This is a genomic window from Stenomitos rutilans (assembly GCF_059505485.1).
The window spans coordinates 1-25,825 of record NZ_JCACKR010000121.1; the positions used below are offsets into that span (position 1 = coordinate 1).

General features: G+C 51.8%; 27 protein-coding genes. 13 read left to right on the plus strand and 14 right to left on the minus strand.

The features are described from left to right. Positions 1-213: 213 nt before the first annotated feature. From AC5JLP_RS26050 to AC5JLP_RS26060, 3 genes are read right to left on the minus strand one after another with little or no spacing between them, the layout of a single operon-like run. Positions 214-1,116, minus strand: coding sequence for a cell division protein FtsX (locus tag AC5JLP_RS26050; protein ID WP_496070751.1), 903 nt, complete (start codon positions 1,114-1,116; stop codon positions 214-216). A gap of 12 nt (positions 1,117-1,128) precedes the next feature. After that, positions 1,129-2,178, minus strand: a complete 1,050-nt coding sequence (locus tag AC5JLP_RS26055; protein ID WP_496070752.1) for a tetratricopeptide repeat protein — start codon at positions 2,176-2,178, stop codon at positions 1,129-1,131. Between the two features lie 44 nt (positions 2,179-2,222). Then, positions 2,223-2,954 carry an RNA polymerase sigma factor gene (locus AC5JLP_RS26060; RefSeq protein ID WP_496070753.1) on the minus strand — a complete coding sequence of 244 codons (732 nt, stop codon included), beginning with the start codon at positions 2,952-2,954 and terminating at the stop codon, positions 2,223-2,225. Between the two features lie 317 nt (positions 2,955-3,271). Between AC5JLP_RS26060 and AC5JLP_RS26065 the strand changes: the two genes are divergently transcribed. Both AC5JLP_RS26065 and AC5JLP_RS26070 read left to right on the plus strand, forming a co-directional pair. Next, positions 3,272-3,853, plus strand: a complete 582-nt coding sequence (locus AC5JLP_RS26065; protein ID WP_496070754.1) for a VOC family protein — start codon at positions 3,272-3,274, stop codon at positions 3,851-3,853. A gap of 6 nt (positions 3,854-3,859) precedes the next feature. Continuing rightward, positions 3,860-5,041, plus strand: coding sequence for an aldo/keto reductase (locus AC5JLP_RS26070; RefSeq protein WP_496070755.1), 1,182 nt, complete (start codon positions 3,860-3,862; stop codon positions 5,039-5,041). A gap of 113 nt (positions 5,042-5,154) precedes the next feature. Here the strand turns inward: AC5JLP_RS26070 and groL are convergent, their stop codons facing one another. Further along, a complete protein-coding gene (gene groL, locus AC5JLP_RS26075; protein WP_496070756.1) occupies positions 5,155-6,825 on the minus strand; it encodes a chaperonin GroEL in 1,671 nt (556 codons plus the stop codon). Positions 6,826-6,885: 60 nt separating this feature from the next. Next, positions 6,886-7,320: a winged helix-turn-helix transcriptional regulator gene (locus tag AC5JLP_RS26080; RefSeq protein ID WP_496070757.1), complete on the minus strand. Its 435-nt coding sequence runs from the start codon at positions 7,318-7,320 to the stop codon at positions 6,886-6,888. A gap of 305 nt (positions 7,321-7,625) precedes the next feature. Here AC5JLP_RS26080 and AC5JLP_RS26085 point away from each other — a divergent pair, with 305 nt between their 5' ends. Next, positions 7,626-8,639 (plus strand): zinc-dependent alcohol dehydrogenase family protein, encoded by a 1,014-nt coding sequence (locus AC5JLP_RS26085; RefSeq protein ID WP_496070758.1) that lies wholly within the window; start codon positions 7,626-7,628, stop codon positions 8,637-8,639. 111 nt (positions 8,640-8,750) lie between these two features. On the opposite strand, the gene fabG is transcribed toward AC5JLP_RS26085, so the two are convergent. After that, positions 8,751-9,515 carry a 3-oxoacyl-[acyl-carrier-protein] reductase gene (gene fabG, locus AC5JLP_RS26090; protein ID WP_496070759.1) on the minus strand — a complete coding sequence of 255 codons (765 nt, stop codon included), beginning with the start codon at positions 9,513-9,515 and terminating at the stop codon, positions 8,751-8,753. 191 nt (positions 9,516-9,706) lie between these two features. On the opposite strand from fabG, the gene trxA reads away from it, so the two are divergent. From trxA to AC5JLP_RS26110, 4 genes are all read left to right on the plus strand, one after another. Next, positions 9,707-10,024 (plus strand): thioredoxin, encoded by a 318-nt coding sequence (trxA, locus tag AC5JLP_RS26095; RefSeq protein WP_496070760.1) that lies wholly within the window; start codon positions 9,707-9,709, stop codon positions 10,022-10,024. 294 nt (positions 10,025-10,318) lie between these two features. Next, entirely contained in the window at positions 10,319-10,636 is a 318-nt protein-coding gene (locus tag AC5JLP_RS26100) for an HU family DNA-binding protein (RefSeq protein WP_496070761.1), read from the plus strand. Between the two features lie 107 nt (positions 10,637-10,743). Continuing rightward, entirely contained in the window at positions 10,744-11,853 is a 1,110-nt protein-coding gene (gene cobD / locus AC5JLP_RS26105; RefSeq protein ID WP_496070762.1) for a threonine-phosphate decarboxylase CobD, read from the plus strand. A gap of 60 nt (positions 11,854-11,913) precedes the next feature. Continuing rightward, positions 11,914-13,404: an FAD-dependent oxidoreductase gene (locus AC5JLP_RS26110; RefSeq protein ID WP_496070763.1), complete on the plus strand. Its 1,491-nt coding sequence runs from the start codon at positions 11,914-11,916 to the stop codon at positions 13,402-13,404. Between the two features lie 65 nt (positions 13,405-13,469). Here AC5JLP_RS26110 and dcd read toward each other — a convergent pair whose 3' ends face one another. The 3 genes from dcd to AC5JLP_RS26125 all read right to left on the minus strand — a co-directional run bounded on the left by dcd (position 13,470) and on the right by AC5JLP_RS26125 (position 15,401). Continuing rightward, complete coding sequence (gene dcd / locus AC5JLP_RS26115; RefSeq protein WP_496070764.1) at positions 13,470-14,051, minus strand: dCTP deaminase; 582 nt, start codon at positions 14,049-14,051, stop codon at positions 13,470-13,472. Positions 14,052-14,141: 90 nt separating this feature from the next. Continuing rightward, on the minus strand, positions 14,142-14,675 hold the full coding sequence (locus AC5JLP_RS26120; RefSeq protein WP_496070765.1) for a DUF6155 family protein: 534 nt from the start codon (positions 14,673-14,675) through the stop codon (positions 14,142-14,144). Between the two features lie 189 nt (positions 14,676-14,864). Next, positions 14,865-15,401: a P-loop NTPase family protein gene (locus AC5JLP_RS26125; protein WP_496070766.1), complete on the minus strand. Its 537-nt coding sequence runs from the start codon at positions 15,399-15,401 to the stop codon at positions 14,865-14,867. A 383-nt stretch (positions 15,402-15,784) separates the two neighbouring features. Between AC5JLP_RS26125 and AC5JLP_RS26130 the strand changes: the two genes are divergently transcribed. After that, complete coding sequence (locus AC5JLP_RS26130) at positions 15,785-15,916, plus strand: hypothetical protein (protein ID WP_496070767.1); 132 nt, start codon at positions 15,785-15,787, stop codon at positions 15,914-15,916. Positions 15,917-16,113: 197 nt separating this feature from the next. Here the strand turns inward: AC5JLP_RS26130 and AC5JLP_RS26135 are convergent, their stop codons facing one another. After that, positions 16,114-16,473, minus strand: a complete 360-nt coding sequence (locus AC5JLP_RS26135; protein WP_496070768.1) for a nucleotidyltransferase family protein — start codon at positions 16,471-16,473, stop codon at positions 16,114-16,116. A gap of 119 nt (positions 16,474-16,592) precedes the next feature. On the opposite strand from AC5JLP_RS26135, the gene speB reads away from it, so the two are divergent. Continuing rightward, a complete protein-coding gene (gene speB / locus AC5JLP_RS26140; RefSeq protein WP_496070769.1) occupies positions 16,593-17,519 on the plus strand; it encodes an agmatinase in 927 nt (308 codons plus the stop codon). 192 nt (positions 17,520-17,711) lie between these two features. Further along, a complete protein-coding gene (locus tag AC5JLP_RS26145; RefSeq protein WP_496070770.1) occupies positions 17,712-18,257 on the plus strand; it encodes a thioredoxin family protein in 546 nt (181 codons plus the stop codon). 71 nt (positions 18,258-18,328) lie between these two features. Here the strand turns inward: AC5JLP_RS26145 and AC5JLP_RS26150 are convergent, their stop codons facing one another. Next, on the minus strand, positions 18,329-19,189 hold the full coding sequence (locus tag AC5JLP_RS26150; RefSeq protein ID WP_496070771.1) for a DUF8623 domain-containing protein: 861 nt from the start codon (positions 19,187-19,189) through the stop codon (positions 18,329-18,331). A 179-nt stretch (positions 19,190-19,368) separates the two neighbouring features. On the opposite strand from AC5JLP_RS26150, the gene murG reads away from it, so the two are divergent. Further along, positions 19,369-20,532, plus strand: coding sequence for an undecaprenyldiphospho-muramoylpentapeptide beta-N-acetylglucosaminyltransferase (gene murG, locus AC5JLP_RS26155; protein ID WP_496070772.1), 1,164 nt, complete (start codon positions 19,369-19,371; stop codon positions 20,530-20,532). Between the two features lie 53 nt (positions 20,533-20,585). On the opposite strand, the gene AC5JLP_RS26160 is transcribed toward murG, so the two are convergent. Beyond that, positions 20,586-21,191: a thioredoxin family protein gene (locus AC5JLP_RS26160; protein WP_496070773.1), complete on the minus strand. Its 606-nt coding sequence runs from the start codon at positions 21,189-21,191 to the stop codon at positions 20,586-20,588. Positions 21,192-21,482: 291 nt separating this feature from the next. Between AC5JLP_RS26160 and argB the strand changes: the two genes are divergently transcribed. Together argB and AC5JLP_RS26170 are read left to right on the plus strand one after the other, a co-directional pair. Further along, positions 21,483-22,376: an acetylglutamate kinase gene (argB, locus tag AC5JLP_RS26165; RefSeq protein ID WP_496070774.1), complete on the plus strand. Its 894-nt coding sequence runs from the start codon at positions 21,483-21,485 to the stop codon at positions 22,374-22,376. A gap of 432 nt (positions 22,377-22,808) precedes the next feature. Further along, the gene (locus tag AC5JLP_RS26170; protein ID WP_496070775.1) at positions 22,809-23,831 is read left to right on the plus strand and encodes an alpha/beta hydrolase; all 1,023 of its coding nucleotides are present in this window, start codon (positions 22,809-22,811) and stop codon (positions 23,829-23,831) included. A gap of 149 nt (positions 23,832-23,980) precedes the next feature. Here the strand turns inward: AC5JLP_RS26170 and AC5JLP_RS26175 are convergent, their stop codons facing one another. Together AC5JLP_RS26175 and AC5JLP_RS26180 are read right to left on the minus strand one after the other, a co-directional pair. Further along, the gene (locus AC5JLP_RS26175) at positions 23,981-24,124 is read right to left on the minus strand and encodes a hypothetical protein (RefSeq protein WP_496070776.1); all 144 of its coding nucleotides are present in this window, start codon (positions 24,122-24,124) and stop codon (positions 23,981-23,983) included. A 63-nt stretch (positions 24,125-24,187) separates the two neighbouring features. Continuing rightward, on the minus strand, positions 24,188-25,819 hold the full coding sequence (locus tag AC5JLP_RS26180; protein WP_496070777.1) for a DHA2 family efflux MFS transporter permease subunit: 1,632 nt from the start codon (positions 25,817-25,819) through the stop codon (positions 24,188-24,190). Positions 25,820-25,825: the final 6 nt, after the last annotated feature.

A 25,825-nucleotide genomic window follows, 5' to 3' on the forward strand; every position in this document is an offset into this window, starting at 1 on the left:
CCAGTTCATGCCACGGCAGCTTGAATTCCGTACCCCTTTTGTGGTGACGTGTACTGAGGAGATTTCTGAGAAAGATATTACCCCTGTACGGGTTTAGCATGCGACAGATCAGCTCTGACCGATCGCGAAGACTGTTGGCTGCATGCTGAACCCCTACCATTGATAAGTATAAATGCTTCTGGAAATGGCCTAAATCAACTCTACCCCCATCCTTCACTTAGCCGCGATGCGTCGCACAGCGAAGAGACTGCCCATGACTCCGACAGAACTGCCAAACCCTAGCAAAATTAGGGGCAAAAGAATCATGCGTAGCGGGCTGATTTGTACTCCATTCGCTAGGAACTGAACAAATTCGGGCTGCTGGGCGAGTAGGCTATTGAGAAAGTGCTGCATGCTGCTGATGAGTCCCCAAGACAAGACTGCCCCGGAAATGCCAAACGTGACGCCTTGGAGGATGAATGGCAGATAGATCCAACTTGTCGTCGCGCCTACAAGCTGCATGACTTCAATTTCCCGCTTGCGCGACATAACAATGAGGCGAATGGTAGTGGTAATTACGGCCATTGCGGTGAGGGTTAGCAGGGTTGTGATGGTGAGGCTAACCCAACTTAAGCCTCGATTCAGTTGAGTGACACGTTGCACGGCTTCGTCTACATACTGTACTTCATCAACACCTTCCAGCTTCGACAGCTTCTGGGCGATCGCGGGGACATCCTGCGGCGATCGAGCCTTAACTTTAAGCTGATCCACGAGCGGATTGCCATCCAACTGTTTGGTAGCACCATTAATGTCAGATACGCCTAAATCCTTTACCAGTGCTGCCCAAGCGGCTTCTTTGGAAACAGCCTGTGTTTCGGCCACCCCTGGTATGGTAGCCACGATCGAGTTCAGTGTATCGGCTTGCACGCCTGTATCCAGATAGACCGAGACTTCCAGCTGGCTCCCAAACTGGTTCAGCAGTCCTTCCAGTTGCCACGATGCCTGAAGACTTACCCCAAACAAAAAGAGCAAAACGGTCACAGTGCTGATAGCGGCCCAATTCATCCAACCGCCGCGTCGCAGGCCCAGCAGCGTCTCGCGCAGCAAATAATCTAGCTTGGTGAGAAATTGAAACATGCGCCTTTCTCTCTACTTTCGCGTCAGGCTAACGAGCCTTTCTCGTAAAATGCTCTCTTGCTGGCTATCGTCAAGGTTACGGGCAACTTCAACGGCCTGTTGATAGCTCTGCTTCGCCTTAGGATAGTCGCCTACTGTTTCGTACAGTTCCCCCAACGTTTGCAGCGAGGTTAGTTCCTGTTGATCGTTCTCTAGCATCTGTGCTACGCGCAGCCGTTGATTCAGCAATTCGATGGATTGTCTATAGTCTCCAATCGCTTTGAGAGCAACAACCATACCATCGATCGCGCGAAACTGGTTGGGGCGATCGCGACTAATATCACTTAGCCTGACTGCCAACCCGTAATACTTCATGGAGTCACGGTACTGCCCTTCTGCCTGGTACAGGTCGCCCAAATTGTTCAAGCTCGTGGCTTCTCGTTTGGTGCTACTGGCTCGACGAGCGGCGGCCAGAGCAATGTTGTATTCCTCAAGGGCACGATCGCGATCGCCGAGACCTACGGCTAATAGCCCCAAACTATCGTGCGTTAACGCGGCTCCATCTGCACTGTTAATGCTGGTTGAAATGGCAAGGGCTTCGTTAAACAGCGATGTGGCTGACGTAATGCCACCCCGTTTTGCCAGCACTCTACCGAGGCTATTCAAAGCATAGATTTGCCCTTGAAAGTCTTGCTCATCGCGCGCGATCGCCAACTGTCGGCGCAGCACATCTTCCGCTTCGACCGAGCGTCCCAGGCGAGAGTATGCCGAGCCAAGGTAACCGTAAGCCAGCGCCTCACCAGAGCGATCGACCAGGTTTTGGTAAAGCCTCAACGCCTGCTGCCACGACTCCACTGCATCGAGTAATGAACCATCAAATTCCTGGTCTTTACCCAATTGCAGCAGTCGATCGGCTTCATTCCTGGATGCCCCCTGTGTACCGTTGTTCAGCGGTACGGACATTTGCCGATTCAACTGCAACGACTGATTTAAATCGGCAGCACCGACGGTCGGCGCGAAGAGCGCGATCGCACTCAGAACAACCGATTGGCTCAAAAGGCTCAGGCTCCAACGATTCATCATCCTGCCTCTAACGAGTGATTGGTGGATGGGCGAGGCATGGGTACCTACTCAACGCTTGGTTCCATTAAAGCAGCACTAAACCCCAACCCGCTTCTAGAATTCCCTTCCAGGTAGATGGTGCGCACATCTTCTGGTAAGGTTGCCTCCAGCAAGCGATAGCCTTCCTGCACCTGCGATCGTACCTCTGTGGGAGACATCACTTCACCCTCTGCCCGCAAGTAAGCCGAAATCCGCGTTTCGCTCCAGTTGAAGGTTTGCGCCATCAGCACAACGAGCCGTAGCGTTGGTGGCATTTGATCGAGCGCTCGTTCGATATAGCACCACAGGGGTGGCGGCGCGGCTTCGAGATTGTATTGAATCGCTTCTACAGGCGGCAACTCAGCCCGATTAATGCAAATGGCTGTCACGTTAATCAACCAGCTTTGCAATGTCATGCCAGCCTCACTTTCGCTGCTGCCGCCTCGCAAATCGACTCCGCCTAGCTCATGGAAGATATGCCGCCAGGTGTTTCCAAATAAGTAGTCTGCCTGTACGGGCGATCGAGCCGAATGCCGAATCAACGTGTAAACCATCGGGCTATAGCGACAGAAAATCGCCGTAAAGTACTGCCCAGAGTCTGGATACCGCTGAAACAGCGTCAGCAAATCTTGATCGCTATAGTGTGTCAGCCCCTTGACTACGGGATGATTACACTCTGGAAATGACGGAATTGCAGGAAAGGTAGGAATGGACACAGCCAAGTTACCAGCTAGTGGTGGAAATGAATGACCTCCCATATATAAGCCGTTTTTGGCTAATTGACACGATTTTTTTACAAATTGGGAGAAGGGAGAGCAGTGAGGGGTGAACGTTAAGAGCTTTGAGTTTTGAGTTGATTCAGCGGTCAGCGGTCAGCTATCAACCTCAGTTATCAGCTTTTTAGCCTTTAGCCTGCACTCTTCATCCCTCATCCTTCTGCCCTCTGCCTTTCGCCTTCGTCCCCACTTCCCACTACAGACGTTCTTGATACAATGGTTAGAGGTGCTTAAACTCATTGCCTGCAAATGCCGTTTAGCAAGCTTCTTCGATCGTTTGCCCTGTTTCAATCACCACCATGCTTATCCGTAGTACTCTGGCTCTTGTTCAATCGTTACCGCTGGCATCCATTCCTGGGCTGGATACGTTGTTTTCAACTCAGGGCATTATGGTGATGCTACTGGGGGCGTATGCCGTGGCGATGTGGATGTTTCTGACCAGTGCGCCGAAAGTTCACACCATTATGGTATCGGATGTGCAACTGGCGCGGAACCTCTACGAAGGGCTGTTGGAGCTACCAGCGGCGGATATTCCGCTCCACTATTATTACAACTACGAGCAATCATTAGGGACTGCGGCGATCGACCCTCTGTACGTTACACCTGGGCTAGGGCGATCGACCATCAACACTGCCAGCACACCAGAAGGACTGTGGTATCAACTCAAGAAGAATACCCAACTGCATGTGATTTCGGGAGCCAGCATGGGCGAAAAGAATCGACAACGCCATGTGTGCTTCGATCGTGACTGCCTGGAGCAAGTGCTACTGCGAGTGCAGATGCGAAATGTGAAGCACAAGATCCGCCAGGAGAAGCCGCTCAATTTTTTAGTAAAGGATTATGAGGGCAACGTGATTGAAATGGCAGAAGTGTCGAATTAAATATCTATGCAGTATCGTCGGTTTGGGCGCACAGAACTATCGATGCCTGTTTTTTCGTGCGGTGGGATGAGGTATCAGCACAAGTGGCAGGATGTTTCGCTGCGAGAGATTCCAGCTGATAACCAGGCGAATCTGGAGGCGACGATCCGGAGATCGCTTGAATTGGGCATCAATCATATCGAAACGGCACGAGGCTATGGCACGTCGGAAATGCAGCTAGGGCAGATTTTGCCAGCGCTTCCCCGTGAGAAACTGATCGTGCAAACAAAAATTTCTCCGGTGGCGGATGCTAAAGCGTTTCGGCGCACGTTTGACCAATCGCTGGCATACCTAAAGCTGGATTACGTCGATCTATTGGGCTTACATGGCATCAATACGCCTGAGTTGCTGGATTTTTGCATCCGTCCGGGTGGTTGCCTGGATGTGGTTCGCACGTTGCAAAAACAGGGTAAAGTCCGCTTTGTAGGCTTTTCAACGCATGGGCCGACAAACGTGATTGAGCAGGCGATCGCCACTGACCAGTTCGACTATGTGAACCTGCACTGGTACTACATCAATCAAACGAACTGGTCTGCCATTGAAGCCGCCACTCGTCACGATATGGGCGTTTTCATCATTAGCCCATCTGAAAAGGGTGGCATGCTCTTTCAAGCACCGCAACGGCTGGTGGACTTGTGTACGCCGCTGAGTCCGATCGTCTTCAACGATCTGTTTTGCCTCAGCCATCCTCAGGTGCATACGCTCAGCGTCGGTGCTGCCAAGCCACAAGATTTTGATGAACATCTGAAAACGCTGGCGTTACTCGATCGCGCTTCGGAACTTCTCCCGCCAATTGTCGAGCGACTGGAGCAAGCCGCGATCGAGCGTCTGGGTGCAGAATGGATGCAAACCTGGCATGTGGGCTTACCAACCCCCGCCGAAACGCCTGGTGGCTTAAATATTCCTGTGATGCTGTGGCTACGGAATCTGGCGATCGCCTACGACATGGTGGACTTTGGCAAGATGCGCTACAACCTGTTGGGGCAGGGGAGCCACTGGTTTCCGGGTGCAAGCGGCGATCGGATTGCAGAACTCGATTTGCGGCAATGTCTTGCCAACAGCCCTCATGCCGCCAAAATTCCCACGCTTTTAACCGAGGCGCATGAGCTTTTGGGTGGTCAAAAAATCCAGCGCTTATCAAGGCAGTAAGCCGCTATACCCAATAATCAAAACCTCGGAGGTTTAAGCAGCGACATTGTTTAATGCGTCATGCCTATTAAAACCTCCGAGGTTTGTGTCAGTCGTCATGAAGCGATAAGGGACTACATCATCCCCATGCCACCCATGCCGCCCATACCACCCATGCCACCCATGCCGCCCATGCCGCCCATATCGGGGGCACTAGCCACTGCTTTGGGTTCAGGCTTCTCGACGACGAGGGCTTCGGTGGTCAGCACCATGCCTGCAATCGATGCGGCATCTTGAATCGCAGAGCGCACCACCTTAGCAGGATCGACAATACCGGCTGCAATCAGGTCTTCGTAGACATTGGTAAGTGCGTTGTAGCCGATGTTGAAGTCAGCGGTACGAACCTTCTCGACCACAACAGTGCCTTCAACGCCAGAGTTGTCTGCAATCTGACGCAGGGGGGCTTCTAGCGCTTTGATGAGGATGTTTGCACCAACTTGCTCTTCTGCACTCAGGCTGTTGCTAAACTCAGCCAGCTTGGGGATGAGGTGAATCAGCGTTGTGCCGCCGCCAGGAACAATGCCTTCTTCCACCGCTGCTTTCGTTGCATTGAGGGCATCTTCAATGCGGAGCTTGCGGCTTTTAAGTTCCGTTTCGGTTGCCGCACCAACTTTGATGACCGCCACGCCACCTGCCAGTTTGGCAATGCGCTCTTGGAGCTTCTCTTTGTCGTATTCGGAATCGCTGCGTTCAAGTTCTCTACGAAGTTGGGCTACGCGCTGCTCGATGTCTTTTGTGTTCTCAACGCCAGAGACGATCGTGGTGGAATCCTTTGTGATGGTAATCTTCTGCGCTTTGCCCAGCATTTCGAGGGTGACGGTGTCGAGGCTGAGTCCGATTTCTTCGGAAACAACCGACCCACCCGTGAGAACGGCAATGTCTTGCAGCATGGCTTTACGGCGTTCGCCAAAGCCGGGTGCCTTGATTGCAGTGGCGTTTAGTACGCCGCGCAAACGGTTTACCACCAGGGTTGCTAACGCTTCGCCTTCTACGTCTTCGGCAATGACCAACAAGGGCTGCCCCGATCGCGCGATTTTCTCCAGTACCGGAATCAAATCCTGAATGGAGCTAATTTTTTTGTCAGCCAGCAGAATGAGTGCATTGTCCAGTTCGGTAATCATCCGCTCAGCGTCGGTGACAAAGTAGGGGGAGATGTAGCCGCGATCGATCTGCATCCCTTCCACCAAATCCAGCTCGGTGTTGAGCGATTTGGATTCTTCGACGGTGATCACGCCATCTTTGCCAACTTTATCCATTGCTTCAGCAATCATCGCGCCGACTTCTTCATCGTTGCCGGATGAAACGGTAGCGACCTGGGCGATCGCGTTTCCTTCCACGGGCTTGGCGACTGCCTGAATTTCATCCACCAGCTTGATCACGGCTTTCTCAATGCCGCGACGGAGGGCAACCGGATTTGTCCCAGCGGCGACATTTTTCATGCCTTCGCGGATCATGGCTTGTGCCAGCACAGTAGCAGTGGTGGTGCCATCGCCTGCTAAATCTTTCGTCTTGGAAGCAACTTCCCGAATCAAGGAAGCACCTGTGTTCTCAAGCGGATCTTCTAGCTCAATTTCGCGGGCGATCGTCACGCCGTCATTCACAATCTGGGGTGCGCCATACTTCTTTTCCAAAAGGACGTTACGCCCTTTGGGGCCCAAGGTCACGCGAACGGCATCTGCCAGCGCATTCACGCCTCGCTCTAATGCCTGCCGCGATTCGTCATTAAAGACAACAATTTTTGCCATAACTACTCGCTCAGTTCTCCACATTGACTTTAGCACTCTCTGCGATCGAGTGCTAAGAATTCACAAGGTAATCCCTTTGTGAGCAGATTTTGGGGTGAGCAGATTTTGAGGTAAGGCGGTGGAGTCTACAGAAGCGCGATCGCTCGCGTGGGTTTGCTTCTGCTGCGTTAACTGGCTGGTGTATTGCTCGCCCCACGTCCGCATGAGCAGCAAAATCGGCTCTAGGCTGCGACCAAACTCCGTGAGCGAATATTCCACTTTGGGCGGCACCTCTGCATAAACCGTCCGTAAGACCACCCCGTCCTGCTCTAGCTCCCGCAATTGCAAGGTCAACATCCGTTGAGTACAACCGTCGATCAGCCGATGCAGTTCATTAAACCGCTTGGTGCCTTCCATCAGGTGAAAAAGAATCACCCCTTTCCAGCGTCCGCCAATGACATCTAGCGTGGCTTCCACAGCGCAACCGTAGCGGCAGTCATACTGTCGTTTTCCCATAGCATCTTTAGGTAGGATACTTTTTGATAGTACTCTACAAAATTGTGCGTACTTGTCAAACAGTAGGCTGGCTCTCAGAATGAAGGTGTTCGTAAAGAGGTGAAAGTCGGGGAAGCAGGGGGAGATGGGGAGGCAGAGGGAGTGGGGAGGCAGAGGAAGCAGAGGGAGCAAGGGAAGTAGGGGATCAATCCAATCTCTCTAGCGCAACTCAGAATTCAAAGCTTAAAACTTAAATCTTCCCTTTCTCCCTCGCTTCCCTTGCCTCCCCCGCTTTCCCACGCCCTCAACCCTTTTAGGAGTTTTCTATGCAAGTGTATGAATTACGGAGCGATCGACCTGGATTGGATGCCGTGACGTTGGTCGAGCGGCCTGATCCCCAACCACAAGCAGGGCAAGTGTTGGTAAAAATGCACGCCGCCTCGTTGAACTATCGAGATTTGCTGGTAGCGAAAGGCGCGTATGGTTCCCAGGAAGTACAGCCGATCGTGCCGCTGTCGGATGGTGCGGGCGAAGTGGTTGCGGTCGGTACGGGTGTGAGCCGTGTGCAGGTGGGCGATCGAGTGGCAGGCATCTTTATGCAAACGTTTTTGGCAGGCGAACTCACATCAGAGAAGTCGAAATCGGCATTGGGTGGCGCGATCGATGGCGTGCTGGCAGAGTACGTTGTGTTCGATGAACAGGGCTTGGTGAAAATTCCTGCTCATCTTTCCTACGAGGAAGCGGCAACGCTACCGTGTGCCGCCGTCACAGCCTGGAATGCTCTGGTTGCCGAAGGGCAGTTAAAAGCGGGTGACACCGTTTTGCTGCAAGGCACAGGCGGTGTTTCACTCTTTGCGCTGCAATTTGCCCACCTAATAGGTGCAACGGTTATTATCACCAGTAGCAGTGATGCCAAGCTAGAGCGGGCAAACCAGCTAGGGGCCGCCAGTGGTATCAACTACAAAACCACGCCCAACTGGGAAGAAGTGGCCTGGAATCTGACTGACGGCAGAGGCGTTGATCATGTAGTGGAAGTGGGTGGCTCCAGTACCCTGTCTCAGTCGCTCAGAGCCGTCCGCTATGGAGGGAGAATTGCCCTGATCGGCGTGCTGACGGGCACGGCAGGAGATGTGAAAACCAGCGCCATTCTGCATAAGCATGTGTGCGTCCAAGGCATCTATGTTGGCTCCCGCGATCACTTTGAGGCGCTGAATCGGGCGATCGCCTTACATAAGCTACATCCAGTCATCGATCGCACCTTCCCCTTTTCTGAGGCCAAAGAAGCTATGCAGTACCTCGAAAGCGGTGCGCACTTTGGCAAAGTCGTCATTACCATTTGAGCCATTGTCTAGCCGTCAGCGGTTAGCTTTTAGCCTTCATCCTTCATCCTTTAGCCTTCATCCCTCATCCTTCCTCTTTACTTCTGCCCTCTGCCTCCTGCCTTTTGCCCCTTAAGCCATCACCATACCGCCATCCACATTCATCACCTGTCCCGTAATGTAGGCAGCCGCCGGATCAGCCGCTAAAAAGCGGATCAAACCTGCCACTTCTTCAGGCTTGCCATAGCGTCCTAAGGGAATAAATTGCAGGATGCCCTCTGCTTTTAGGTCAACAGTCATGTCGGTTTCGATAAAGCCAGGAGCGACTGCGTTGACGGTAATGCTACGGGTTGCTAGTTCTTTTGCCACCGTTTTGGTAAAACCAATGACCCCTGCTTTCGCCGCACTGTAGTTTGCCTGACCGGGATTGCCCATTTGTCCTGCAACCGAGGTGATGTTGATAATACGCCCTGATCGCTGCTTCAACATAATCTTGCTCACCGCACGGGTACACAAAAAGACCCCAGTTAAGTTGAGGTCAATCACTGCTTGCCAATCTTCGGGTTTCATCCGCAGCAGCAGCGTATCGCGGGTAATGCCAGCATTGTTCACCAGAATATCCACCTGCCCCCACTTCTCCATGACGGCATTGATTAAACCATCCACCTGCTCGGCTTTAGATACGTCTGCCGGGAGCGCGATCGCCTGACTGCCCATTGCCTCAATCTCTGCCACTACCTGATCGGCAGACTCGCGTGAACTGGCGTAGTTTACAACAACGCTTGCCCCTTCTGCTGCTAACGCCAGCGCTGTCGCACGACCGATCCCGCGTGAAGCGCCTGTGACGATCGCCACTTTCCCGTGTAGCCGTTGCAGGTCGGTTGGCAGTGCTTCCATAGTTCTCTCTCCAAATGTCGCTTACTGAATCATAGGGGAAAGGGGGAATGGGCGTGGATGGGCAGAGGGAGCAGAGGAGAACGTTGATTGCAAGGATTAAGAAAGTGTTGGGTTTTAGCGGTAGGAGAGATATGAGGCGCGATCGTAGAGAGCAAAGCCAGGATTAAACGATCGCACTGGAGAATTGAACGATGGCAGTAAAAAAGCAGTTTGATAGCTTTGAAGAGTTGCTCTCTGGTTCAGACTTGCCTGTTTTGGTTGATTTTTACGCAACGTGGTGCGGTCCTTGTCAAATGATGGCGGGCATTTTAGAGCAAGTAAATGCTCAAATGAAGCATCAGGTGAAGGTGATTAAGATTGATACCGATAAATATCCGCAAATCGCTACAGAGCATCAAATTCAAGCGCTGCCCACGCTGGTGTTGTTTAAGCAAGGGCAACCTGTAGAGCGCATTGAAGGCGTGGTGCCAGCGGAGAAGCTGATTCAGCGGCTGCGATCGTTGGTGTGAGGAAGACAGGAGGCAGAAGCGACTCAGAACTCTTAACTCAAAACTGTCTTCTCCCTCCCTTTACTGATACTCCCCCTTTCCCCCACTCATATGCCCTCCTTATGGCTACAAGCACCTAGAATCAGCAAAAAAGTCCCAAAAGCCATATAACTTAAAGGTTTCGTAGATCAAGAGCCAGAGGAACGCTTTAGAATAGGGCATTGAAAGTTAGAGTGGATGCGTGTTTCAGCCATTTTATTGAAAATCCTTGTCAGGTTTTCGATCGCCGCCCTTCACTCAAAACTTCGATGAACAGTGTGTTACGCCCTAAAAACCCAAGGAGAACCTATGAACAAGGGAGAGCTAGTAGATGCGGTGGCAGATAAGGCCAGCGTGACGAAAAAGCAGGCAGATGCTGTGTTGACGGCAGCTCTAGAAGCGATCGTTGAAGCCGTGAGCGATGGGAGTAAAGTAACACTAGTTGGCTTTGGGTCGTTTGAATCACGAGAGCGCAAAGCCCGTGAAGGTCGCAACCCCAAAACGGGAGACAAAATGGACATTCCTGCGACCAAAGTGCCAGCCTTTTCGGCTGGAAAATTGTTTAGAGAGAAGGTTGCGCCGGAGAAGAAGTAAGGGAGTTGCTGAAACGTGAGGTGTGTTGAAATAAGTTTTTTGCCTCCAGCCTCCTTTTACCCTCTAGAATCAGCAACACTAAAAGAGCACCGTTTTGATGACGCCATTTGACTCAGCCATCGGTTAAGCGTCCATCGCATGGGGGGAATTTAGTTTGGGCAGCGTCACTTGCGGACTGTTCCCCCTCTGCCATTCTGGATTTTTCTGCCAGTATTAACCCGCTCGGTCCACCTGCTTCCGCGATCGCCACTATTCAAACGCACTTAAGCGATCTCAAAGCGTATCCTGATCCCCAGTACCGCGAACTGCGATTGGCGCTTAGCGAGTTCCACCAAATTCCCTCAGAGTACATTCTGCCTGGGAACGGTGCCGCTGAACTTTTAACCTGGGCATGCCGGGATCTCGCCGCTCTAGATGTTACCTGCCTGGTTACACCTGCCTTTAGCGACTATCAGCGTGCGCTTAAAGCGTTCAACGCAACGGTAAGGGCATGTCCTCTAGAACCATTCGCTAATGGAACGTGGGAGTTGAGCAAACCGCTTATCTCTGGCGATCTTGAAAGTCTGTTTCTTAGAAAAGCGGCTGGTTTATTGCTTAACAACCCGCATAACCCAACCGGGAAGCTGTTTTCAAAGGCATTAGCATCCCTTCCCGACGATTATGCTCTCGTGGTCGTGGATGAAGCATTTATGGATTTCTTGCCACCAGATGAGCAGCAGAGCGTGATTGATCTGGTAGTGGAGTATCCAAATCTGGTGGTGCTGCGATCGCTCACCAAGTTTTACAGTTTGCCAGGACTACGCCTGGGCTATGCGATCGCTCATCCCGATCGACTCCAGCGCTGGCAAGCATGGCGCGATCCCTGGTCTGTGAATGCACTGGCAGCCGCAGCAGGTGCCGTGATGGTAAAGGATACTGTGTTTCAGCAACAGACATGGCAGTGGTTAGCCGCCGCAAAGCCTTTACTGTTCAAGGATTTGTCTGCTTTACCGGGATTACAACCCTATCTAGGAGCAGCGAATTTCTTACTGGTGAAGTCAGCGCGATCAGTTGTACAACTCCAAACAGAACTCCTGCAACGGTACCAGATCTTAATTCGAGATTGTCTGAGTTTTCCTGAGTTGGGCGATCGCTACTTCCGCGTTGCCATTCGCACCGAGGCCGAAAATCAGCGATTACTGGACGGATTGAGGCAGATCCTTTCCAATGGAGAATAGGGTTAGTTTGAGCAGTAAATGCCATTTTGTAACTCAAATTTTTAACTCAAAACTCTTTTTATGCCTGTTGATTACGATCTCGTCGTTATCGGTAGCAGCGCGGCTGGCATCCATGCAGCCATTGCGGCCGCCAATCTCAAAGCCCGTGTAGCACTGGTTGAGCAAGGGTGCTCAGCCGTTAGTGATGGGTTTGGCACGCGTGTTTTAAGCGAGGTTGGGCAAACGCTCTACCAGAAGCAACGGGCAGCACAGCTAGGCTTGTGGGATGAAGTGGCTTTGCCCTCGGTAGCAACGGCTTGGGAGCAGACACAACGCTGGTCAAAGGCAGCAGCGTTGGCGATCGCTGATCCCCTGTCTCCTTCAGCCCTTTCTGCAATGGGCGTTGACGTGCTTTCTGGCTGTGGTGAGTTTCATCGTAAGCCAACGTTGGGCTTTAGGGTGAACGATCGCGCGCTGCGATCGCGCGCATACTTGCTTGCGATCGAGCAACTCCCCGTTATCGTCAAAACGTCTGCCTCTCGCTATGCTGTACCTGCGCCTCTTGCTCTCCCAAACATTGATGGCTTGGCAACAGTCGGCTATTTGCATGCCAACACCGTACTGCAAAAGATGCCAGCATTTGAGGCGTTGCAGCGCTTGGTGGTTATTGGCAACGACGCGATCGGCGTTGAACTGGCGCAAAGCTTGGTTCGGTTGGGGCAAGCAGTCACGCTGATCGTTTCGTCTCCCCGCATTCTGCCTGACGAAGATTCAGACGCCGCATTTTTGCTTCAGGCACAGCTAGAAGCCGAGGGTGTTGAGGTTTTAACGGACACCACCGTAACGCAAGTGCGACACATTGATGACAGCAAATGGGCGCAGGCGGGTAATCACGCGATCAAAGCCAGCGAAATTATTCTGACGACTGCCACCCCCCTTGACTGGAAAACGCTCAATCTTGAAGCTGCCAATGTCAAGATGTCTGCCTCAAACGTGATCGTGAACGCCAAACTGCAAACATCGAACCCTCACATTTATGCCTGTCGGAGTCAGTTTGATGGCGCTTACACCTCTCATCAAGCGATCGCCGACGCAAACACTGCCCTCAAAAATGCACTTTTTCTGCCGATTGCCAAGATAAGCGATCGTTCGGTTCCATCGGTCATTGCCACGGTTCCTCCCCTGGCACGGATCGGACATACGGAGCCTTCTGCGATGCAACGTTTCGGCAAGGATGTTGTTGTCCTCCAGCAGTCGTTCAAGGCGCTAACGAAAGCCCAACTTCAAGGCGAAACAACCGGATTTTGCAAGCTGCTCGTGCATCGCAATGGTTCGCTGTTAGGCGCACATATTGTCGGTTTGCAGGCAGAAGAACTCATTGCCCCGATCGCCCTTGCCATGCAGCAAAAGATCAAAATTCAGGCGATCGCGGCTCTCGTCCTACCCTCTTCTTCTCTCGCCGAAATTATGCAACAAACTGCCGCTGAATGGCATCGTCTTCGATGGCAGCAGAACTCGAAACGGCAAGACTTTTTGGAAGGCTTTTTTAACTGGCGGCGATCGCAAAGTTGAGGAATCAGAAATCAAATTTTTTTTGGGCGTTTGTAGGGACGTTACATATAACGTCCCTACAAACGTCAAACCCTTGCCAGCGTCACCTTCTCCGGCTGATCCTGATACTTGCCACGACGGGTTTCGTAGCTGATCGCGCAGGGTGCTCCCTCCAGGAAAAGCAACTGCACCACGCCTTCATTGGCATAGATCCGACAGTCGGCACTGGATGAGTTAGAGAACTCTAGCGTCAGATAACCGCGCCAACCAGCTTCGGCGGGTGTCAGATTGGCGATGATGCCGCAACGGGCGTAGGTGCTTTTACCAATACAAACGACCGTCACATTTTCGGGCACTTCTAGTCGTTCGAGGGCAACCCCTAACCCATAGGAATGGGCAGGTAAGATGAAGTGATAACCATCATTGTCTTCATGCAATTGGGCAGGCTCTAAATTTGCTGGATTAAAGTTTTTGGGATCAACCACTGTACCTGGAATGTGCTTAAAAATCCGAAATTCGGACGGTGAGAGGCGCAGATCGTAGCCATAGCTGCTTAGCCCATAAGAGATTACAGGTAAACCATCGGCTTTTCTAACTAGCTGCGGTTCAAAGGGGCTAATCATGCCCTTCTCTGCCATTTGCGCAATCCAGGTATCGTTTTTAATCATAGGAATTAACCTGATAGAACAATGAGTTCAAACGAGGTGAGTCATCACCAAACTAATCAAGGACAGATTATGCACTAAGATGGCAACCGCTTAAGCACCATAGACCTCTTCGTAAATTTCCGAGAGTGTGTCATGGAAGCCCCATCCTATGTTGGATGTATCCTTGACAATTTTTTGAAAACGCTTCTGAAAACCATCTTGAATTTCATTTTTTGTAACCCACTTTATGGCATCACCATACATACTTTCCATGCTGTTGTAAAAAGGTTCGTCAATATCCCCATAAGCATTTGTAAATTTCACGCCCTGCTCTACATAAAAGAGCATGATGTCCGCCATATTTACAGGATTTCTGCACAGCTTTTTGTACTCAGAAACTGCCTTTCTTGCAACTGAAAGCCTCGCCTTGCCATAGCCGCGAGTCGGAAAAAACTCATGCTCAATGATCTGCTTGTACTTTGCAATGACGTGAGTTTCATCTTCAGGGTTTAGCTTGAGCTGATAATAATCCTTAACAGGTTGAAATCGCTTGCAAAGCTCGACAATGTCTTTGGCAAGTTCTTCTCTTGGGCAGTCTTTCAAATATTGCTTAAGAACAGTAAGGCTGAGAGTGTCTTTTGCCATGTCAATAAGTTCACAGAGTGAGCTAGTGGTCTGTCGAGACTTATTTTGTGAGTTTCTCACTTACAAAATAACAACCTTCACTAAACCCAAAGCACAAAATCAAAACTGACGAACCACTAGTTGAGTAGCGATTGGTTTGTACATCCAAGCGATCGCGGACTATCTCCTAACACCAGAAAATTGCCGACTTCAAGGTTGGTGGCTCCTGCGAAGTTCGGTAATTTGGTCTGCGACATCCAGGAGCGATCGCGGCATTTCGGGGCCAGTGAGAATAACATCGACATGACGTGGGCGCTGCTTCAGGAAGGACAGCACTTCTGTATCGGCAATTAGCCCAAAGTTGACTGCCAGGCTGAGTTCATCCAGTACTACAAGCTCGTATTTGCCTTCCAGGACGATCGCGCGTGTATACTCCCAGAGTTCCAGCAAAGATTGCGTCTCTTCCTCATCTAAATGAGGTGTATCAATGCAGCGCGGCAAGTTGCAGCGAATCCAATCCAGATTTTGCCCCAACTGCACGGGATGTTCATAACCTTGCCCAATGCCGCCTTTCAGGAACTGCACCACCAGCACAGGTGTTCCCTGCCCCGCAATGCGTAGCGCCTGCGCCATGACGTTCGTGAAAAAGCTGCGATGCGAACAGGTAAAGACCTGTACCAACCCCTCTACCCGATGGGTGAGTTGATGATTGACATCTAGCGAGGGGGTTTCGATCTGTGAAACCATAAAGCGTGACCCAGTAGCGGTGAATCGGTATCAGCGTTTGGTTGAATTTGAAGTACCCAGAATCTAGCGTGCTTTAACAAATTTCTCCCATATCAAACACTATATGTAATAGTCCGTCAAGTAATCGGGGAGAAGGGCGATCGTGGAATTAATCAGCCCAAACTGCCATAGCGCCTCACCAAGTGAAGATGCCCCTGTCTTTTAGGAGATGACGATCGTGGTCGCTGTTTCTAACGTGCTAAAGATAACCATCACGCTTCATCTGAGCACCGTCAGCTATGAAACCGCTTTACCTTTGGATTGCCGTCCTACTCAGCTTGGTAGGTTACTGGGTGTTGATCAACGTCCTGTTCTAACCTGCCCTCATTGTGGTGAGAGCTATCTTGCAACTGAAACGTTACACCACATTGAGCAAGCTAAATCAAACCGTTAGCACCTGGCGGTTAAGTGTTTTGTTGCGATCGCACATTACGAGTGAAGACAAGAACTGCTTCTTGCTTGACTCACTGCACTAGCTACAAGCAGCCGAGGATCTGGCAATTGAAGCGCTGATACTCGTTGTTGAGTAATCAAGCTGTAGCGCAGTATAGATTGTGGATTTGATAAGCAATGCTATCCAGTTAAGCAGGCGTATCTAACCCCAGAGAGAGGCGATCGTCCAATCGTTGATAAACTCGCTCAATGAGGCGCAGTTGGGCTGTTAGCTCGGCGGCTAATCCGACGATTTGATCCCGTTCCATACAATCCCAGTTTGGCGGATTTTAGCGGCAAAGTGACATTGATCTAAGGGCACCACATCAACCTCTCGATCGACGTGCAGAGAAAGATAGCTGCCAAGACCAAAGGGATCTCCATGCTGCAAACTTTCAACCGCCAGGTCAAGATCTGATTGACGGGAAAAGCGACCAGTCTGAGTGATGGAACCAAACAAATACCCCTGCTCGATCCCAAAATCAATCGCGTGGTGCTGCAACCAAATCAATGCCATTTGCAGAAGCTGCTGGCGATCGTGCTCCGATTTCTGCCGCTGTTGAGCCAGCTTTTCGTCAAGTAACGGGGTAGGGAATGTCATTTCCTGATTCTAGCCTGGTTCAATCATTTCCTCTCTTCGATCGATGGCGCAGCGAACCATCCTTTGCATCGTTTGGTTGACAGTAGCCGATCGCTCAAAGAATATGTCAGGATCAGGTGTTGCTTATCGGGTCTGCCATGCTGGTGCAAACGTCTTCTTCGCTGCCGTTTCTGGGTTCTGATGTCGCGGCGACTTACAACAATGCAAAGGTTGTGATCCTGCCCATTCCTTACGAGGCGACGACCACCTATCGTCGGGGCTGTGAGCATGGGCCTGATGCCATTCTGGATGCGTCACAGCAGGTCGAGTATTACGATGAGGAACTCGATCGCGAACTGTGGGACGTGGGGATTTATACAGAAGAGGCGATCGCCGATACCCGCAATGGGCAAAAAGTCTCGTCTGAAGAGATGCTTCGTGTCACGCAGGAGACCATTTATAAGCTGGCTTCAGACGGCAAATTCGTGATCTCGTTGGGTGGCGAACACAGCATCACGACCGGGATTGTGGAGGGATATCGGCAGGCAAATCCAGGCGAGTCATTTACGGTGGTACAGGTCGATGCTCACGGCGATTTGCGTCACGAATACGAAGGTTCCATCCACAACCATGCGTGTGTCATGCGGCGCATCGTGGATATGGGGTTGCCAACCGTGCAGGTGGGCATTCGCAGCATTTGCAAAGAAGAAGCCGAGCTGATCAAAGAGAAACAGCTTGCCGTTTTCCGCGCACGAGAGATTGTGGTGCAGCCAGACTGGATCGATCGCGCTGTAGCCAGCATCAAAACCAAAAAGGTTTTCATCACGATCGACCTTGACGGCATCGACCCCACGCTGATCCCCGGAGTCGGCACTCCCGAACCTGGCGGCTTAAACTGGTATAGCTTGCTCACCTTCATCCAGCGCATCTTTGCCAACCATCAGGTCATCGGCTGTGATGTCATGGAACTCGCTCCTATTAACGATTCTGTGGTGTCGGAGTTTACGGCAGCGAAATTGGTCTATAAACTAGTGGGATATCAGGCGATCGCGCAAGGGTGGGAGTAGAAGGTAAAAGGCAAAAGGTAAAGGGCAAAAAACCGCAGAGACGCAGAGGCGCAGAGAAGATTCAGCACAAACCTTTTAGCCTTCATCCTTTAGCCTTTTTCTCCTAACTAACAACTAACAACCTTAGCGAAGCCATGCCGAAGGCTTTACAACCAACAACTTCCCTCTCCCGCTCTACCAGGATTCAGGTTCATGGAAAAAATGAGTACCGTGATTGGTAATTACGCCCCCGACTTTGAGATTCCAGGGATTGATGGCACTGTGCATCATCTAGCACGGTATTTAGAGCGGTTTCGTGCGGTAGCGGTTGTGTTTATGTGCAATCACTGTCCATACGTGCATCGGCATCTCGATCGCCTGAAGCAGATCCAGACGGATTTTCACGACCAAGGAGTAACGCTGATTGGCATCAATGCTAACGACGCTGATCGCTATCCTGATGACAGCTTTGAGAACATGAAACGCTTTGCTGCCGAACATCAACTTAACTTTCCCTACCTGCGGGATGTGACACAAGAAGTTGCCCAGAGCTTTGGCGCTGAGAAAACACCTCACATCTTCCTGCTGAACCAGAACGGGGTGCTCTGCTATAGCGGCTCGGTAGACGATAGCCCAAACGATCCGGGCACTGTGCGGATGACGTATCTGCGAGACGCGATCGCCCAAATTTTGATCAATGCTCCCATTCGACCAACCTCAACAGAGCCAGTAGGCTGTTCTGTTAAGTGGCATGCTTAGGGTTATATTCCAGACCTGTGATTTATCTTTGTAGGGACGTTACATGTAACGTCCCTACAGATCACGACTGATTACTTTGCCGCTTTTGCACGATTTACAATCCTCAACCGTTGCGTAATCATAGTCATGCCGTCGTGTCGTACTAAAACGGCTGAGATCCAGCGATTGTCAGCCGTGAGTGGAGCGCGACCGACTTTGAAAATGCCGCCAGCAGATAACAGTTCTAAGTCAAGTGTGGTCGGGTTAACAAAGCCATCCGCTTTGACGGGTTCTTCAAGCGCTGTTCCCAGCAGCAAGTCGTTCCCCAGTGGTTCCTGTACAACGGCATCAAAGCTAAATTCTTGCCCAGTTGTCACCTGTTCTGGTAGGGTTAACTTCACGTTGGGGGGATTAGTGCCAGACGTGATTTGGCTGCGTTCAGCGAGTATATTCTGCCGCACAATCTTTTGATTTTCAAACTGTTGCTGTGCCTGTAAGGTAGAGTCAATCTTCAGTTCGCGATCGCCGACCTTTTGTGTTCCTGTGACATGGGTAACCGTTTCTGCTGTAAACCCACCGCCTTCGGCTTTCCAGTTTTTGAGTTCAGTCTGGTAGGTCAAATTTGGATAGCGTTTCCAAAGTTGAGTCAGGGCTTGCTCTAGCGTTTGACGCGTTAAGCCGTCTGAGTGCGTAAAGTTAGGGCTGTAGAACGCTAGAACAGACTGAACGTTATGATTACTAGCGGCTTTGTCGATCGCGGCTAACGTCTCTTTCAGAGGAGCGGGCGCTGTTTCAGGTGGCTCTGCATTCACGCGATTAGCCTGTAGGGCGCTACTAACCGTCATTGCTAAACCAAGCGCCACTAGAAACGCCTGCCAACGCCCCTGCCTTGCCTGGAGATGGCATGAAGCGAGTTGAGGCAGAGCAGGTAAGAAGTGCAAACGCTTAGGCATAGGAATAGCAATTGGATGAGTGGACAACAGCGATTTGAAGTACAATCTGCAACTTAGCATCCCAAACTTAACATCTCAGACTTAACATCCAAACTTATGTATCCCATAGAGGGTGGTAAGTGAACCACAAGAGGATGGCCCGATGGGTCGGCTGCTGAGATGCCAATAACGAATGCCGTATGGTTGAGACGATTGTGAACGATTCTCCTGATTCTACTCTGACAGCAAACGCCAACGCTGTAGTAGCAGAAACTTCTCCAAAGCGGTTACTGCTTGCGGCAAGTGGTACAGGTGGGCACGTTTTCCCCGCGATCGCGGTGGCTGAGCAGCTTTCCGAGGGCCAGGCAGATTATCGGATTGAGTGGTTGGGTGTTCCCGATCGACTGGAGACGCAGTTGGTCCCCGATCGCTATCCACTCCATACCGTTACCGCTGAGGGGTTTCAAAAACGGGGTTTAGACAGCCTGCGCGTTGCCTTCAAGCTCATCGCCTCGATCTGGCAGGTGCGACGGTTATTACAAGTCGGTCGCTTCCAGGGCGTGTTTACGACCGGAGGCTATATTGCAGCTCCGGCGGTGCTAGCGGCACGATCACTGGGCCTGCCAGTCATTTTGCATGAATCCAACGCGCTACCAGGAAAAGTGACGCGCTTTTTGGGGCCGTGGTGTAGCGCTGTCGCCCTTGGCTTTGAGGCCGCAGCAGCCTATCTTCCTCGCACAAAAACGGTCTGTACCGGCACGCCTGTGCGATCGCAGTTCCAGGCAACAGTGCCCGTTGCCTTACCTGACCTGGAGATCCCAGCAGAAGCCCCCCTCATCGTCGTAGTGGGCGGTAGTCAGGGCGCGGTAGGCGTCAATCGATTGGTGCGGCAGTGTGCACCTGCCTGGTTTGATATGGGCATTTGGATCGTGCATTTGACGGGGGAGAATGACCCTGATGCCAAAACGCTACAGCATCCTCAGTACATTGTTTTACCGTTCTATGACCACATGGCGGGCTTGTTGCAACGGGCCGATCTGGCAATTAGCCGATCGGGCGCTGGTACACTAACAGAATTGGCGATGACCCATACACCGTCGATTCTGATTCCCTATCCCTTCGCAGCAGAAGATCATCAAACGTACAATGCCACCGTGTTTTCCCAGGCAGGAGCCGCAACGCTGTTTCAACAAGCTGACCTCACACCAGAGGTTTTGCAGGCTGAGGTTTTACGCCTGCTTGGGAGCAAAGGTCCGCACCGCCACCCCTCTGACGAGCTAAAACAGATGGCGCAACAGGCGGCAAGTCTAGCTGTACCGCACAGTGCTGAGCAACTGGCGAAACTGGTTCGTCAATGGCTGTAGGTAGGGACGTTACATGTAACGTCCCTCAAAACAAAATCGGCATCCGTTGATCGCTACGCGCCTTGATCCACAACCTGACTACCATGACTACGAGGATCGCTGCTGGTGCTAGCGGGGGTTGATACAGGCGCAGAAAACGCGGAAGTCTGCCCACTAGCTTGAGCGTAAGGGAGCGATTCACCAGAGGTGAGGGCAACAAGGTTTGCTTCCATCACCGAGTGGGGTTGTTCACCGATCGCCTGCGCGATCGCCGACCCGTCTTGACCCAAAAACACGAAATGGGGAATGCCATTCACCCGGTAAGACAGCACTTCGGGCAACCACTTGCTGTTATCTACATTCAGCATGACAAAGTTCACCCGATCGCCATACTGCTGCTTCAGTGCTTCAACATCCGGTGCCATTGTTTGACAGCTTGTACACCAGTTTGCGTAAAACTCCACGAGCGAAGGTTTGCCGTTACTCAGCGCGATCTCTAGCGGTACGGCCTCTTCTGCCATTGTAGATAGCAACCCCGACCCTGTCTCCGTTTTCAGCCCTAGAAACACCGATGAGGCTAAAACGATCGCCACCAACACAATGATAAAGTTGCGGACGCGTTTGCCTAGCGTTGCTTGATCATCCGAAGGCAGATTCGCTGGGTCTGGTGATACGGTCATAGGTCAAAAGGTTTACATCAGCAAAGAGAATACTCTCTATTGTAGCGATCGCGGCTCTGACTTGAGCTATCAGCGGTCAGCTATCAGCAATGACTGCTGAGATAGTTATTACAGCGGTTCTCAATCTGGTAAACCACAGCAAACCTTCTGTTTTCTGCTTCCTACCTCCTCTCTGCCCCCTGTTCCCTATCCCCTAAGCCCTCAATCTGATCCTCCAGATTGTTGCAATTGACATAGCCGAAAGTGGCAAGCTCCTTTACACTGCATATGATTTGTTTCGATGCTGCTGCCATGACTAACGAGAGTGAATATATCCGCAAAGCGGAAGCCACCAGAGTTCGCGTTTTAAGTGAAGCACTGCCGTACATTCAGCAGTTTGCTGGCAGAACGGTAGTGGTCAAGTACGGTGGGGCTGCGATGAAAGACGGCAGCTTGAAAGACAAAGTGATTCGTGATGTCGTCTTCATGGCGTGCGTGGGGCTGCGTCCGATCGTCGTACATGGCGGTGGCCCAGAAATCAACACGTGGCTCGACAAGTTGGGGATTGAACCACAGTTTAAGAACGGATTGCGCGTTACAGATGCCGCCACGATGGATGTAGTGGAGATGGTGCTGGTTGGCCGGGTGAACAAAGAGTTGGTGGCGCTGATCAATCAGGCGGGTGGCTCGGCGGTTGGCCTATGCGGCATGGATGCCAACTTGATTAAAGCCCGCCCTGTGGATGCTGTAGATGTCGGCTTTGTGGGTGAAGTCACTAGCGTTGATACCCGCATTCTCGAATCACTGGTTAAAGACGGGCATATTCCCGTGGTTTCGAGCGTGGCAGCCGATGAAACAGGACAGACCTACAATATTAATGCTGACACAGTCGCAGGAGAGATTGCCGCTGCCTTGGGTGCCGAAAAGCTGATTCTGCTAACTGATACAGCGGGCATTCTGCGCGACTATAAAGATATGGCTACGCTCATTCCCAAGGTCGATATTCAGGAAGCGCGGAAGCTCATTGATGATGGCATCGTCTCCGGGGGCATGATTCCGAAAGTGACGTGCTGTGTGCGATCGCTCGCTCAGGGCGTGCGTGCTGCTCACATCATCGACGGACGCATTCCCCATGCGGTGCTGCTAGAAATCTTTACCGACGCGGGGATTGGCTCGATGATCGTGGCTTCAGAGTTTATGGGATGAAGGATGAGGGATGAAAGATGAAGGGGAAAAGGGAGCACCGGGCAACTTACGTAAACCTTGAAGGTTTTGAAGGATTAAGCATCGTGACCTGGTTAACTGACAAAACATCGTTGCCCTCATCCCCAACCCTTCCCCCGGTCGGAGAAGAGAGCTAATCCAGAGTTAGTTCCCTTTTCTGCGGGAGAGGGCTAAGGTGTAGCTTGCTTCCCGCAGGTGGGCAGCTTGGACAGTGATGCAAAAGATTTGTTAGTCAATCAAGCATCGTGACTAATACGATGGCTTAAACCTTCGGGGTTTGGTTCAAGATAACCAAAGACACATTCCACAAAAGCTGCGGTTGGTTGAGACGCGCTTCGTGTGGCTTAAGATGAAGCAACGTTTATTCTTGATTAGAATTTATCCTCTAGCCCTTATCATTCAGCCTGCACACATATGCCAAACTACGCTGACCTGACAACCGCGATCGTGGCTGAAGCAAAACTTCGTGAGGATGCACTGCCGCTCCGCAACGAGTCTTGCCGCTCCAAGTTTCTCTTTCACGACACGCCGACACAAAAGGTCTGTCTATTTTTTCATGGGTTCACCGCTTACCCAGATCAATTTTTACCGTTGGGTAAAGCTCTGTTTCAGCGGGGATACAATGTGCTCATCCCGCTGATGCCAGGGCACGGCAAAGCAGGCAAATGGACGCGTGATAACCCAACCCCCTTGCCCACTGATCCGAAGGTATATCAAGCGTTTGTGCTGCAATGGATTCAGAAGGCACAGGCATTGGGGCAACAGGTGGTCATTGGTGGTCTATCAGGTGGTGGTACCTTAGCGGCGTGGGTAGCGCTCAATCATCGTGAGTTGATCGATCGCGCCCTGATCTTTGCCCCTTACCTGAGTGGCGACATTATTATTGACAAGTTGTTTATCAAACTGTCGAACTCTTACTACTCCTGGGGCGGCAATGCTGATCAGGCGATCGGCTACACCAGTTTTCAGGTGCCAGCATTACGACTATTTATGGATATGGGCGGTCAACTCATGAAACAAGCCCGCACCACACCCGCCGCACCCATGTTTATGTTCTCGACCGAAATTGATGATTCGGTTGATACCAACGATCACAAAGCCTTTTTTGCTGATGCGCTCCAGTTCCAGCCTAAATGTTGGTACCACTGCTTCGATCGCTCCTATAAAGTGCCCCATACGATGATGACGGCTGCTGAAGGCAACCAATCGGCGGAATTGCTCTACTTGATGGCAAAAGCCTACGTTGAGAGTGACCTGACCTGGGCAGAAGTAGAGGAAATTGGGTTTCGGATGACTGAAGGCAAAACCTTTCCCAGCATTGTGGCAGAACTGGGGCTTGCTAATCGCGTGGGTCCTGATATGCCCGCCATGATGACAATGGTTGACAAGGCGGCGATCGTGCAATCGCGCAACCCCTCTATGAGCGATGATAACTAGTACAGCGCATCAAAAGTTCTGCAACGTCGGTTGCAAGAGTGCTGAGCGCTGTAGCTTGCTGCCGCTTTGCAGTGGACTGAGTGCTGAGGACTGAGTAGCGCTCAAGCCTGTTGCCTCATTTCTGTTTCAGAACACCAGGCTGAAGTCTTTTAGCTGACCGTTGTAGCGGACGGGCCATTGTTGGAGCCGTTGGTGGCACCGTTTGTCGAAGCGATCGGTACACCATTTGTCATTAAAGGAGTGGCAGGACTGCTGGTACGGCGGCTTTGCTTACGACGCGAGCCACCCGCCATTTCGTATTCCTAGCTTTCACCTCAGCCTAACCCCTGTTTTGTCAGTCAAGCAGGGGCAGCACCTTAATGTTCCATTGGCACATCAGCGCTTGGGTCGCCTTTATCTAGCAGCAGCAGTAATGGTAACGAGCAGAGAAACACCACGCCGACCACGCGAAACAGATCGGCATAGGCTAAGACAGATGCTTGCAAATCGACGGTTTGACTTAGAATCGCGAGGGCTTGCTGCTTGGCAGTGACGGCATCTGTGCCGCGACTTTGCACGGCTGATGCCAGCGTGTTCAAGCGTTGCGTCGTTTCAATGTTATAGGGCGTAAGATCCGCTAGCAGCAAGGCGCGATGAAAAGCCTCACGGTCATCGAGCAGGGTGGTCAGGGCAGCGATCGCAATACTGCCACCCAATTGCCGGGTGAGGTTAAAGAAGCCTGATCCGGCGGCGATCTCTGGCTTGGGTAGAGACGAAAGCGCAGCCAGATTGAGCGGCAGATACATGAAGATGGTGAACACCCCGCGCCAGATCAGCGGATAAAATAAATCATCTTCGCCACTCTGCGGTGTGATGTTGGCGAGCTGAAACATAGAAAAAGAGATGCCTACTGCACCGATGCCAATTAGCAGGCGAGCATCGACTTTCCCGGTTAGGCGGCTCATTAGCAGCATGGCGATCGCCGATGCCATTGCACTAGGAGCCAGCAGCAACCCGGTTTGGGTGGCGGTAAACTGCAATACACCCTGAGCGAAAATGGGGATAACAAAGGTCGTGCCATACAGCCCCAGCCCCAGAATGCCGGAAAAAATACTGCCTGCTGCCAGCGATCGATGCCGCAACACCCTCAGATCCACAGCGGGATGCCGGATCGATAGCTCTCGTCCGATAAACAGGACAAACCCGATCACACTGGCGATCGCCAGTGTGGTGATGAAACTGGAATCAAACCAGTCATCTTGTTGTCCTTCCTCCAGGAAGGTTTGCAGCGAACCCACGGCAACGATTAAAAACACAATCCCCCACCAGTCCACTTTTGTCGTCTGGCTGGTCGCGTTAGTGGGGTGATCCGAATCGTTGGGCAAGGCAAACCAGGAAATCAAGGTTGCCAGAATGCCCACGGGCAGGTTAACGAAAAAGATCCAGCGCCAGCCTGGACCATCGACCAGAAAACCGCCGAGCGTTGGACCGATCGCCGGACCGACAATCACCCCCAGTCCAAAAACGGCTTGCGCCATCCCCTGTTCGGCAGGCGGAAAGGTGGTAAAGAGAATCGCCTGCGCCTTAGCCAGCAGCCCTCCGCCACAAAGCCCCTGCACAATGCGGGCGACGATCATCATCGCTAAATTGACAGAGAGACCGCACACCACCGACGAGATCGTAAAGCCAATTAGCGAAAAGATGAAGTAGTTTTTCGTGCCAAACCGTTCGCCCAACCAGGCTGATAGCGGAATCAGAATCACATTCGCGATCGCGTAGCCGGAGACAACCCAGCCAATTTCACTGACGGTTGCGGACAAACTCGCCTGCATATCGTTCAGCGCCACGTTCACGATACTGGTATCGATCACTTCTAGCAACGCACCCAGGGAGGCAGCCGCGACGATCGCCCATTTCAGCGGACCCTGGACGTACCCCATCGCATCAACGCGAGAACGGCGCTTGCCATTGCGTCTAGCAGGAGTGGCGGAGTGAGAGGATGAAGCCATAATGTT